Here is a 12,314-nt window from a genome sequence, read left to right as displayed (position 1 = left end):
CGTGCGAATTCAGGAGAGGCCGAGAGACCGGCTGCGCGTGCGAACGCTCCAGCATCGCCAGCTCGACCAGTTGAAGCGTGACGAGCGCCGCCGTCAGCGCGGCGGCGACAATATTGACGTTACGCGCGTTCGAACGTGGTGCGGCCGGCCGCGCGCTCGCGCGGATCAACTCTGTTGGCATTTTCAAAAGTATCCTCTTCATTGCAGACAGGAATAATTTCATTCAAACGCGACGTTTCATGCGACTGCTCCAGCAAATGGCTGTAGCGCCGCAACGCGCGCTTCGCGTCGATCTCGCGCTGCGCGCGGAATGCCGCGCCTATGCGCGCGACGATGTCGCGGAACTTGCCGGCCGTAGCTGGTGACGCGTTTGGCATGACAACCTCCTCTCAACTTGTGCGAGAGATTGATGAGGTTCACTTCCGATTGCTGTGAGTTGCTTCACACGAAGGTCGAACGCGTCGAACAGAAGACGTGTGAGTTCTCGTAGAAGAGAGCGCGGAGAATCGCGTCATTCGATCGAACGACCCGCGATAACTTTCTAATGATGCTGCTGTTTGAACCTATCGCGAGCCGGAGCGACTCGCCTGCGCCTTCGGAATGCGCGTCAGTGCAGAACCGGATTGGAGAATCCAGCCGCGAGCTTGACGAGGTCCGCCTGACGCGAGACGCCGGTCTTCGCGAACACCCGATGCAGATGCGTCTTCACCGTCGTCTCCGCGATGCCGAGCGCCACGGCCGTCTCAGGCACACCGCCGACCTCGACGATCGATTGCATGACCCTCAGCTCCGCAGGGGTCAACTCGAACGCGCGGTCGATGAGGCCGGCGCATGAGCGGCCGTCGAGTTCCGCCTTCCAGATCAACAAGGCGCCGACCGCCGACGTGCGCTCCGCCGCGCCTTCACGCAACAACGACGGCAGCGCGATGACGTGCGCGACGTAGTAGGAGCCGTCATGCGACATCAGCGGAATCTTTCGCCCGGCAGCTGCCGCGACGGCAACCTCGCCTGCGTCACGGAAGATATCGCGCAGCGCCGAATTTACCGCGGAAGATCGTGCCGCCAGCCGGCCCGCGACAGACCGCAGGACATCATCGGCGGCGAGCAACGTGTCCGCGGCAGGATTGCTGTGGACGATGTTGCAGGCCGTATCGAGCAGGATGACGCCGGCATTCAGCCGATCCACGACGTCGGCGAGCGCAATCGCCCGCTGCTGCTTCCGCTCGATCGCCCGGTTGATCAGCAGCGCCCGGCTCGCATGCGGAACCAGGAATTGCATCCGCGCCCGCTGCTCCGCATCGAGCATCCCCTTGCCGGGGATCACGGTGATCAGCATCGGACACGGCGACTTCGACTGTTCCAGAACCACGCTGGCGACATCGACGCAGCCCTGGGGCCGCAGCCATTCCTGATAGAACCGCCCGCGGCGATATTCGTCGAAATTCACGAGATCGGGGATGTTACGAACCTCGCCGTAGCGAGGAAGCCGCGCCAGCGGATCGTACTGGGCATAGGTCTCGGCATAGAGCTGGATGTAGTGCGGATCGACACCACAGTAATAATGCGTCGCGCCGGACTTGCTGACCGGATCCTTCGAAATCAGCCCGCAAGCCTGGCTGCCGATGAACGCATTGAGCCTGACGACGACATCGCTCCACAACTCAGGGTGGAGGCCCGCGTCATATATATTCTCGATCAACTCGGACTGTTTGGGAGGTCGGGACATCAGAACAGCCAATGGTGACTTGGAGATAGCGGAATGTTCGTCATGCCCGGCGGCACAATTGAGTCTATCGTGGGAGCAAAAGGTTCAACGCCGACAGCGATTGACCGATCAGTTGACGAGCGGATTGGAGAATCCGGCCGCGAGCTTGACGAGATCGGCCTGACGCGAAACGCCGGTCTTGGCGAACACCCGATGCAGATGCGTCTTCGCCGTGGTTTCTGCGATACCGAGCGCTGCCGCCGTTTCCGGGACGCCACCGACCTCGACGATCGACAGGAACACGCGCAGCTCGGCCGGTGTGAGATCGAAGGTCCGTGCGATCAGCTCGCCATAGGACTGTCCGCCAAGCGACACCTTGCGCAGGAGCAGCGCGCCGGCGGCATCGACGCCCCGCTCGCTGCCATTTCGCAGCACGGAAGACAGCGGCAGGATGTGCGCGACATAACGCTCGCCGCTGGGCGAAAGCAGCGGAATCGCACGGTCCCTTGCGGCAAGCAGGGCAATATCGCAGCGAGCCGCGAATGCCTCGCGCAGCATCTGATTGGCTTCAGCGCTGCTGGTCACGAGCTGCCCGGCAACGGACCGAATCACGTCGGCGGCGGCAAGCAGGGCGTGGCCGGCCGAATTCGCATGCACCACCCGGCAGAAGGCATCGAGCAGGAAGATGCCGGACGCCAGATTGTCCAGGACATCCGCCAGCGCCGTCGCCAGCGTCAATTGCGAGGTGATGGCGCGGTTGATCAACAGCGCACGGCTGGCGTGCGGCACGATCAGCGAGAGGCGATGCTTCATCGCCGGGTCCACCATGCGCCGGCCCGACAGCACCGTCATCATCACGGGGCAGCTCGATTTCTCGAGCACGACATTGGCCGCATCGCTGCAACCCTGCGGCTGCATCCATTCCTGGTAAAAGCGCCCTCTCCGATATTCGTCGAAATTGACGAGATCGGGGATGCTGACGATCTCGCCATGCGGCGGCAGGACCGTCAGAGGATCGAACTTCGAATGGGTCTCAGAATAGAGCTGGATGTAGTGCGGATCGGCCCCGCAATAATAATGGGTGACGCCGAATTTGCTGATCGAATCCTTCGAAAACAGCCCGCAGGCCTGCCCGCCGACGAAATCCCGGATGCCGGCAACGACGTTATTCCACAACGAGGGATCGAGCCCCGCGTCATAGATGGACTCGACCAGTTCGGGCAGCTTCCGTGGTCCGTGCATGGCTTGAAATGGCCTGAGTGATCAATATCACCAAGCCTACCACAACCACAGCATGCGGCGTCCTCCGATCGGATGAGGCGCCGGCCGGGCGGATGGAGCCCGGCCGGCGGGCGTCGCGTTCGAGCCGCCAGGGCTGATGCCGGCTCAGAACGCGACGCGAACGCCACCCTTCGTCGTACCAGTCTCGCCCCACGGCGCGCAGGCACGTCGTCGCCGACCTCCTCCGATCGGAGGACGCCGGCTCATGCGAATTTGGATTCGTTGAACGCCAAGGTAGAAATGGTCGTCGCTTCCGACTTGGACGGTCGCGACCGGATTTCGTCTCAGAACGAACAGAGCCAATTCGTGCGGCACTGATGCAGAGTTGCGACACTCCTGACGGGACGGTCACGCCTGGTCCCAGCCGACCTTCTCGGAATTCTCCGACCAGACCGCGGCGCGATAGACCTCTCGTCCGCCGGCATCCCTGACGCGGATCCAGGCGTCGCGATCGCGCAGATCGTCACGCCAGACAAACAGATGTCTCGCCATCTCGTCGGCCACGACGAACGTGGCCCTGGCCTGCTCGAAGACCATGCCGCCCGGATCGATCTTCACGACATTGTCGACCAGGAGATCAAAGAAGAAGCGGCGCATTCACAACTCCAACTGCTGGCGCCGTCCGAAACACAGCGTCATCGTTCTACTCCGCGCCAGAAGACGTAGTCGGCCGAATACGCGCACTACGATAGGCACCCGCCTGGTCGCACGGCCCGCGCACCGTGCGTGGTCACAGCGCCTCGCCGCTCCTGACGCCGCTGGGCGTCGCGCCATAGGCCCGCCGGAAACAACGATTGAAATAAGAGAGATCGCCGAAGCCGACGTCGTAGGCAATCGAGCTCACCGGCCGCCCGGCGAAGTCAGGCTCGCGCAGCATGCGATGGGCGCGCTTGAGGCGCTGCCCGGTCAGGAAGGACGAGAACGTCTTGCCGTCGGCTTCGAACAGCCGCTGGAGATAGCGTGTGGTCACGCCGAACTCCAGCGCCACGGTCGCGACCGACAGGTCCTGCTGCCAGCAATTGTTGACGATGAAGGACTTCACCTTCCGCAGCCGCGCGGCCCTGACGCCTCGGCGTCCGGCCAGCTCGTGAACCTCATCCGTCGCGCCGAGAACACGCGCCATCAGATCATGGAGATGTGCAACAGCGAGCTGGCGCAATGCGGGCACCGCGAACGCGCGCTCGCGCACCAGAGAGGTCGCGTAGTCGACCAGCAGGCGAAGTCCGGCGGCGCGCTCCGGAATGATTCGCATCACCGTGTCGTCGATGTCCACGATCATGGGCGCCAGCACCCGCCGCGGCACGCGCAGCGACAGACAATTTCCAAGCGAGAGGCGCTCGTAGATCGTCGCGTCCTCCGCGCTCGTCAGAACCGCCTCACCGGGATGAAGCCTCAGATCTCGTCCTCGCGCAGATACTTCGACGATGCCGGATCGGTTGATCATCAGGCCAAGGCTATCGTTGCCGTCGACGACCAGTTGCTTGGTACGGATGACCCGCGCTCCGACCAGCCCGCCGATCACCAGCTGGACGTCCGGCAAGCCATGGGATGTGAGGCTCGCGGCGAACGGCTTTTCGTCCGTCGGCTCGACCTCCGCCTTGAGCACGCCGCGGCAGTAGAATTCGCGCAGCAGCGGCACGCGCTCGTCTTCGGGAATGTGGTCCGTCGAAACATTGAGAATGGAAAATTCATCCTTGCCGCTCACTGCAATCTCCAACCGACAGGCAGGCTCGCTCACGCGCTGTCGTCTCCCGCACCCGCGTCCGGTGCCGGCACGCATTGCTCCATGGCGCACGCTGCCTTTCTCATTCAAGTGGCGCCATATACGAAAGTATCAAATGACGCGCGTCGTACGTTCGGAGGACCTGACGATCCTGCTCATCACAATGGATTGAGATCGCATCGCCGCGCGGCTCGCGCGGTGAAATGAATCACATGGTGTCGTCGTCGCTGCTCGTTCGCTGCACAAACGGCGCGGTGAAGCCGGCGGCGATCTTCACGAGGTCGGCCTGCCTGCCGGCACCGGTCTTCTCGAACAGGCGACCGAGATGCGTCTTCACCGTGGTCTCGGCAATGCCGAGCTTTGCCGCGATATCGGGAACGCCGCCGACCTCGACGATGGCCATCAGCACGCGCAATTCGGACCGCGTCAGCCTGAAGGCCGCAGCAATGGCGTCGGGCACGAGCGATGGCACCATCGCGGCCTTCTGTACGAGGAGCACCGTGGCCGCGACGTCTCGCGGCAGGCTGCGCTCCCGCTTCAATGGAACCGCATGGACGAGATAGTGCTGACCGTCCGGCGACGTCGCGAGCTCGATGCGGCGGCGACCAGCCGGGCGAGCTTCGCCATCCGCAACGACTTCGAACAGGCCGCGGAATAATTTGTCGGCCTGGGTGTTACGGACCACGATCCGGTCGCCGACCATCGCGAGCAGGTTTGCATCGACGAACAGCTGCCGGCACGCCGCGTTCGCGTGGACGACCCGGCCATCCGCATCGAGCAGGCAGATCGCCGTGCTCAGGCCATCGAGGACATCGGCAAGGTCGTCCACGGTATGCGAGCGCGCCCTGATCTGCCGGCCCATGATCCTGGAACGCTGGATGTGGGGTGCGAGCAGCCGCATGCGTTCGCGCATCGCCTCGTCGACGGTTCCGCGGGATCGGTGGCGCAACACCTGCAAGACCGTGGTACGCGCGTCCGATCTCTCGAGCGCGACGGTCGCGAGGTCGATCGCGCCCTGCGGCTCGACCCACTCGCGATAGAAGCTCGTGGCCACGAAGTCCGCGTGCGGCATGATATCGGTCGCGCCGATGGCCTGCCCGGCCGCAAAAGCGAGATGACGATCGAGCAGCGGATCCTGCTCGACATATCTGTCGCGGTAGAGCTGACGGAAGCGGGATTCGGTGCCAAAATGCTGGTGAATCTCGATCGAGAGCCTTGCCGCATCGCGGGACAGGATGGTCGCGGCACAGCCACCGACGAAATAAGAAACCTGTTCCAGCGCGCCGCTGCGCAGTGCAGGATCGACCGCCGCATCGTAGATCTCGCCGACGAGAGACGAGAACCGGTTTGCCTGGAGGATCGTCATCGGAAGGACGATGCGATCGGCGTGCGGCCCCGGTGACGAACGGGGCTTGCGCATTGGAAATTGGCAGAGCCGACGGAGCGGTCAATCGTCGCCTTCGGCGTGGAAAAAGCAGTGCAGCGAGATGCTAAAATATCGAACATCGTCCTTGGGTAACGTCAACCGCAGGGTGCGGCTTGGACGTTTTCGCCAAAGACTAGGATAAAAGCGAACAGCGCGCGGGCTGTGTGCTGTGGGTCACGCGCCCTCGCGCTGCTTGCTCGATCGCGCGCACAGTGCGCGGCGCAGCACTTTACTTCCGGTTCTCCTCGCAGAACTTCAGCGCGGCCAGCGCCTCGCCGGCGCGCGGGATCTGCATCTCGATGCTGTCCTCGTCATCGTCCTCGAAATCGAGCGAGAGACGCCTGGCCTTCGACAGCCGGTCCATGATCGACTGGTCGTATTCGAAGATGCCGCGCACGGTGGTCTTGTCCATGACCTCCCACTTCGCCTTCTTCATGATGTCGGCGTCATCGGTGCCGAGGTCGGCCCGGAGGATCTCCCCGACCTTGTCCCACTCCCAACCGTCATAGATCATCACGATCACGATGGCCTTCTCGGAATAGGTGATGACGATGACGTAGTCGCGGTTCTCGTCTTCCTTGTCCTTGTAGCCGCGGCTCGCATTGCAATGCGTGTCCTGCGTGCGCTTCTCGATGGTCCAGTCGCCGACTCTGGATTGCTGCGCGAGCGCCGGCCCAGCGCTCAGTACGGCTGCGCCCAGGGCGCCCGCGGTCAGCAAAGCGGCAAGAAGGAATCGTCTCATGTCAGCCTCCAGCGTTCCCCACGCGGAGATGACCACCTCGGCCTGCGGCCCGCAAGGGCTCGAGGAGACTGATCTGGGCCGATGCTGAACGTCGCCGGCCTTACACCCGCCTGGGGATGATGGCGATCGGGGTGAAGGTGTAAACCTCCTCGCCGTTCTGGTTGAACATGGTCCATTTCACCAGCGCGATGCCCTGCGGCTTCGACTTCGACGGCGTCAGGCTCATGACCTCGCCGACCAGATGCAGGCGGTCATTGGGCCGTACCGGGATGGTCCAGCGCAGGCCGTCGACGCCCGCGCCGATCAGCGGATGCGGGCCGAACGGGCGGGCCTGGATCGCGAGGTTCATGGCGATCGCGGCGGTGTGCCATCCTGATGCAGCCAGGCCGTTGAACAAGGTCTGCTTGGCGGCCTCGTGGTCGAGGTGCATCGGCTGCGGATCGAACTCGGCTGCAAAGCGCTTGATGTCGGCTTCGGTGACTTGCACCTCGGGGGATTTGAACCGCATTCCGATGGTGAGATCGTCGAACCACTCGACCTGCCCCATGATTTTGCCTCGCAATATGACTTCCCGCCCGGCCGGAAAGGCCCGCCTTCAGGACTAAGCCGAGCGGGATGTAGCGGGTCTGCGGTGCACAAACCAGTCCCGGGTTCCCCCGCGAAACCCGTTTCCCAAAACGACGAAACACGCCTGAAACAGATTGCCGGTTATCTGGTTGTCAAAATCATACAGGGACGGCCACCATGCAATTCTTCCTCGACCTGATCCTGGATTATGCCTGCTGCCAAAATCTCGTCTCCCAGCCGCTGCGGGAGGATGAACTATGATCGAGCTGATCTCAGCGGTGCTCGCGCTTTGCAGCGTCGGTATCTTCGCGGCACATGCGCTGGATGCCTACCGCACCACGCACTCCTGATCTGTACGCTCTCCGGCCGCTAGAACGGGCGCCGGTAGAAGTGCTCCGAATGCGTGGCCGGCGGAAATCGGTTGGCGAGCGCGATTGCCGCGTTCTCGTCGGTCTCGAGCGCGACCTTCTGCGCCAGCATCACGTCGCCGGGCACGAGAAAGCCTGACGGGACGAAGCACCATCCCATCGCCGCACGCCCCTCGTCGTCGATCTCATGGACATTGGCAGCCGTACCGTAGTGGATGCGATACCTTTTACCGGTATCGCAGCCGATGACATCGAAATACCGATGCTGCTCGAATTGCGCGCGCTGCTCCGGCGACAGCCATTCGGCCAAAAGCCGGCGGCCGCGGGCATCCGGCGTGTTCTCGCCGAAGAAGCGCCGATAGAGCTCGCGCAGCGCATGCAGACGCGCACGCGCCGGCGCACGGAGCCAAACTGCCGCGATCATGAGCAGCTCAGATCAACCGCCGACCAGGCGGGGATAGAACAGCGTTTCGTGCGCGGTCGGATCGAATGACTTGATACGGGTGACTTCACCGGGTCCGGTTCGATAGGCGGCGGTGAAGCCCGCTCCGGTCAGCTCACGAAAGCGCCGTTCGGCTCGCGCCAGCGCTTCGGCATTGTCAGGATCAAACTCGTGGCGCGTGTCGCCAGTCTGGTCCATCACGATCTGGGTAGCCATATTGAGTCTCCTCATGCCAGCCCTGCCCCCGATCAAAGCAAACCTCGTGCCGTCAGTTCCTCAACCCCAAAACTTTCCTTAGTGCGACCTCGCCTCCCCGGCTTCAACGCAACGCGGCCGCTCCTCCTCCCTCGTCGATCTGCCGTCCCATCAGGGCGATTGCCTTCTGATAGACGCCGGCAGCATTCCAAGCCTCGATAGCGGCAAAATTCGGTTCGCCCGGCTGGTAACCGGCTCCTGCGCGCCAGCCATGAGCTTTCAGGAAATTCGCCGTCGAGTTCAGCGCATTGGCGGCAACCTCGAGATTGCCGGTGCCATAGGCCAGGATGTTCTTGGGCATGAACTGGGTCTGGCCGACCTCGCCGTGCATGGAGCCGCGGGTCGCCCCCGACAGCGTGCCGCGGTCGATCAGCTTGAGGGCGGCATAGAGCTGGTCGGTGAAGAATTCGGGACGGCGGCAGTCATAGGCAAGGGTCGCGATCGACGACAGCATGTTCTGGTTGCCACGCTGGCTGCCGAAACCGGTCTCCATGCCCCAGATCGCGATCAGCGGCCCGGGCGGGACGCCGTAGCGCTGCTGGATCGAGGCGAACAAGGCGGCCTGCGACTGCTTGAGCTGCCGCCCCTTGGCGACGATGGTGGTGGCGCCGCGCTTGGCGAGGAACTGGTCGAGCGTCAGCGAGAAGCTGCGCTGGCCGCGGTCGGCCGCAATCGTGGCACCGGCGTAATTGGTCTGCATCAGCGCCGAGAGCGCGGTCTGGCCGACGCCCTTGCCCTGCGCCTCCGCGCTGAATTCGCGCTTCCAGGCCTCAAAGCCCGCCGGGGAGCTGCCGCATTGCGCGGCCTCGGCCATGGATATCAGGGACATGGGCGCCAGCGAGAGAAGCAGCGCTGCAGCGCCGATCTTGGCCTTCGCAACGGTCCTGCCCTTGGTCATTCCCTGGTCCTCTCACATAAACGTGCGCGACCGGCTCGCGCGGGCCCATGATCCTACGTCGGCCCTGATCGCTCAAGCCCCATCCGGCGCAACCTGTGCCTTGACACCAGGGCGACCGCCTAGCCTTCCCCGTCGCGGCCGAGCAGGAAATCCACCATGATGCCCTGGTGCTGCTCGTACATGTCCGTACCGGTCCCGGTCACGCAGCCGATCCTGCGGGCGGCAGTGATGAAGGGCGAGACTTCGGGCTTTGTGATGACGCAGCCGCAATAGGCCGTCGGCGCAAGCCGCGCGACATCGACCGGCAGCGGGTCACCCTCCTTCATCCCGGCGGGCGTCGCATTGGCGACGAAATCGAAGCCCGCGGGATCCCCGGTGCCGATCCGCACGGGCGTCCTGCTGAGCCCGTTGAGCCGGCCGATCAGTGCGTCGCGGCGCTCGGGCGCGCTGTCGTGAATCGCGAGATCGCTCACGCCGGCCTCGACCAGCGCAAGCGCGATCGCCGACCCTGCGCCGCCGGCGCCGACCAGCAGTGCCCGCATGCCGCGGGGATCGATCCCCTTCGCCCGCGCCGCACCGACGAAGCCGAGGCCGTCCACCATGTCGCCATGCCATGAGCCGTCGGCGCGCCGGCGCATCAGGTTCGCGGTGCGCAGGAAATGTGCGCGCTCGGTCGCACTGGCGCAGGCCTGATAGCAGGCAAATTTGTGCGGGATGGTCACGACGATGCCGTCGAGGTTCTTCAGCCGTGTTGCCACAGAAAGGAAATCCGGCAAATCCGCTGGCGCGACCTGGAACGGCACGAGAATGCCGTCATGGCCGCGCGCGGCGAAGGCGGCTGTCACGCCTGCCGGCGAGCGCACCTGTGCGATGGGATCGCCGACGATGACGTAGAGCCGCGTCGCGCCTGATGGGGCCGGGATCATGCCGTTGAAGCCGGAACCTGAGAGCCGCCCGCCTCAGCCCCCAGCGTCAATTCCAGGCCATCCAGATTGCCTTCCTTGCGCCATTTGTCGAGCAGCCGCAGGAACGCCACCGGCCCGCGCCAGTACTGGCTGTTTCTTGCCGCGATCGGATCGAACACGCCCTCGTTGTTGTAATAGCCCGGCGTGCATTCGGCCAGATAGGCCTGGCGGCCGAGCGCGGCCTTGACGACTTCGTCGACCCAGGCGTTCTCGGCGGCGAGCGTCGGCTCCAGCGTCCGCGCTTTGCGCTTGCGCGCCTCCGCAATCACATAGGCGATGTGCTGCGACTGCTCGTCGATGATGTGCGGAAAATTGGCGCTCTGGCCGGCCTGCACGGTGACGATCAGGAAGCAATTCGGGAAGCCGCGGCTGTAGAAGCCATGCAGCGTCTTGACGCCATCGCGCCATCGCTCGGACAGGCTCACGCCGTCGCGGCCGTAGACCTCGAAGCCCATGCGGCGGGCGTAATCGGTGCCGACCTCGAAGCCGCTGGCATAGATCAGGCAGTCGAGCTCATAGGCCTTGCCGTCAACCACGACGGCGTTCCCGGTGATGCGCTCGACGCCCTCGCCCCTGGTGTCGACCAGATGCACGTTGGGACGATTGAAGGTGTCGAGATATTCGTCGTGGAAGCATGGCCGCTTGCAGAACGCCTTGTACCAGGGCTTGAGAGCTGCCGCGGCGGCCTCGTCCCTCACAACGGTATCGACGCGCGCGCGGATCTCTTCCATCTTGCGGTAGTCGGCCTGCTCGATGACCTTCAACGCCTCTTCAAGCGAGGTCACCGGCTGCGGCTGGCGGCGCGGCGCCAGCAGGATCTCGCCAAGCAGGCCGGTCCAGCCGTCCTGCACCAGATCCCGGTCGAACGGCTCGCCCGAGATCACCGCGGTGAAATTGTCCATGCGCTCGCGCTGCCAGCCGGGCTTGAGGTTCTGCGCCCAGTTTGCGTCCGTCGGACGGTCGTCGCGCACGCCGATCGCGGATGGCGTGCGCTGGAAGACGTAGAGCTCTTTCGCCGAGCGGCCGAGATGCGGCACGCATTGCACGGCGGTCGCGCCGGTCCCGATGATGCCGACGCGCTTGTCGGCGAGACCAGTGAGACCGCCTTCGGCCGTGCCGCCGGTGTAGCCATAGTCCCAGCGGCTGGTGTGGAAGCTGTGGCCCCTGAAGGTCTCGATGCCGGGAATGCCCGGCAGCTTCGGACGGCTCAGCGGGCCCCCGGCGAGAATGACGAAGCGTGCGCGGATGCGATCGCCACGATCGGTGTCGACCAGCCAGCGTCCCTCCTGCTCCTGCCATTCCATCCGCGAGATGATTGTTTGAAACAGCGCGCGCTCGTAGAGGCCGAAGTGACGGCCGATGCGGCGGGAGTGTTCGTAGATCTCGGGCGCGCGCGCATATTTGCGCACCGGCATGTAGCCGGTCTCCTCCAGCAGCGGCAGATAGATGTAGCTCTCGGTATCGCAGGCCGCACCGGGATAACGATTCCAGTACCAGGTGCCGCCGAAATCGGCGGCCTTTTCCACGATGCGAAAATCCTCGATGCCGGCCTCGCGCAGGCGCGCGCCACAGAGCAGACCGCCGAAGCCGCCGCCCACGATGAGAACTTCGGTCTCTTCGCTGACAGCTGTGCGCGCAAATCCGGGATCGGCCCAGGGATCGTCGAGATAGCGGCCGAAATCGCCTGTGACCTCGACATATTGCGCCTTGCCCTCGGCGCGCAGCCGGCGATCGCGCTCGTCGCCATAGCGCGCACGGAGTGCGGAAATATCGACCGTAGATTCGCCGGCTGTACCGGTCTTGTGTCTTTCCGCTGACATCCATGTCCTCCACGGCGAACGCTGCTTCGGATCAGTTAGCCCCGAAAAAGTGACGCATGCAATCGCGTCCCTCGCTTTTTGCGTGAACGTCCCGTGACGTTCCGCTAACCTCGCACGAAAAT

13 protein-coding genes are annotated in these 12,314 nt (G+C 64.0%); all 13 read right to left on the bottom strand.

Annotated elements, in window-relative coordinates; genetic code table 11:
• Nucleotides 1-119: 119 nt before the first annotated feature.
• A complete protein-coding gene (locus ACKWRH_RS17790; RefSeq protein ID WP_445221637.1) occupies nucleotides 120-377 on the bottom strand; it encodes a hypothetical protein in 258 nt (85 codons plus the stop codon).
• 230 nt (nucleotides 378-607) lie between these two features.
• A complete protein-coding gene (locus tag ACKWRH_RS17785; RefSeq protein ID WP_445221636.1) occupies nucleotides 608-1,726 on the bottom strand; it encodes a helix-turn-helix transcriptional regulator in 1,119 nt (372 codons plus the stop codon).
• 108 nt (nucleotides 1,727-1,834) lie between these two features.
• A complete protein-coding gene (locus ACKWRH_RS17780; protein WP_445221635.1) occupies nucleotides 1,835-2,947 on the bottom strand; it encodes a helix-turn-helix transcriptional regulator in 1,113 nt (370 codons plus the stop codon).
• A gap of 387 nt (nucleotides 2,948-3,334) precedes the next feature.
• Nucleotides 3,335-3,583 carry a DUF6894 family protein gene (locus ACKWRH_RS17775; RefSeq protein ID WP_282518163.1) on the bottom strand — a complete coding sequence of 83 codons (249 nt, stop codon included), beginning with the start codon at nucleotides 3,581-3,583 and terminating at the stop codon, nucleotides 3,335-3,337.
• A 133-nt stretch (nucleotides 3,584-3,716) separates the two neighbouring features.
• Nucleotides 3,717-4,691: an AraC family transcriptional regulator gene (locus ACKWRH_RS17770; protein ID WP_445221634.1), complete on the bottom strand. Its 975-nt coding sequence runs from the start codon at nucleotides 4,689-4,691 to the stop codon at nucleotides 3,717-3,719.
• A 226-nt stretch (nucleotides 4,692-4,917) separates the two neighbouring features.
• Nucleotides 4,918-6,075 (bottom strand): helix-turn-helix transcriptional regulator, encoded by a 1,158-nt coding sequence (locus ACKWRH_RS17765; protein ID WP_445222429.1) that lies wholly within the window; start codon nucleotides 6,073-6,075, stop codon nucleotides 4,918-4,920.
• 289 nt (nucleotides 6,076-6,364) lie between these two features.
• Entirely contained in the window at nucleotides 6,365-6,877 is a 513-nt protein-coding gene (locus tag ACKWRH_RS17760; RefSeq protein WP_028169805.1) for a hypothetical protein, read from the bottom strand.
• A gap of 100 nt (nucleotides 6,878-6,977) precedes the next feature.
• The gene (locus ACKWRH_RS17755) at nucleotides 6,978-7,424 is read right to left on the bottom strand and encodes a MaoC family dehydratase (protein ID WP_354112985.1); all 447 of its coding nucleotides are present in this window, start codon (nucleotides 7,422-7,424) and stop codon (nucleotides 6,978-6,980) included.
• 389 nt (nucleotides 7,425-7,813) lie between these two features.
• A complete protein-coding gene (locus ACKWRH_RS17750; RefSeq protein WP_014496048.1) occupies nucleotides 7,814-8,236 on the bottom strand; it encodes a hypothetical protein in 423 nt (140 codons plus the stop codon).
• 12 nt (nucleotides 8,237-8,248) lie between these two features.
• Nucleotides 8,249-8,470 carry a hypothetical protein gene (locus ACKWRH_RS17745; protein ID WP_028146622.1) on the bottom strand — a complete coding sequence of 74 codons (222 nt, stop codon included), beginning with the start codon at nucleotides 8,468-8,470 and terminating at the stop codon, nucleotides 8,249-8,251.
• 103 nt (nucleotides 8,471-8,573) lie between these two features.
• Nucleotides 8,574-9,407: a lytic murein transglycosylase gene (locus ACKWRH_RS17740; protein WP_445221633.1), complete on the bottom strand. Its 834-nt coding sequence runs from the start codon at nucleotides 9,405-9,407 to the stop codon at nucleotides 8,574-8,576.
• A 119-nt stretch (nucleotides 9,408-9,526) separates the two neighbouring features.
• Nucleotides 9,527-10,333, bottom strand: coding sequence for a shikimate dehydrogenase family protein (locus ACKWRH_RS17735; RefSeq protein WP_445221632.1), 807 nt, complete (start codon nucleotides 10,331-10,333; stop codon nucleotides 9,527-9,529).
• Nucleotides 10,330-12,192 carry a flavin-containing monooxygenase gene (locus ACKWRH_RS17730; RefSeq protein WP_445221631.1) on the bottom strand — a complete coding sequence of 621 codons (1,863 nt, stop codon included), beginning with the start codon at nucleotides 12,190-12,192 and terminating at the stop codon, nucleotides 10,330-10,332. Before ACKWRH_RS17730 ends, ACKWRH_RS17735 begins: the two co-directional genes overlap by 4 nt.
• Nucleotides 12,193-12,314: the final 122 nt, after the last annotated feature.

It is taken from the genome of Bradyrhizobium sp. Pa8 (genome assembly GCF_052588265.1).
Note: the sequence above shows the minus strand (reverse complement) of the source record. Positions and strands in the feature narration are given on the sequence as shown.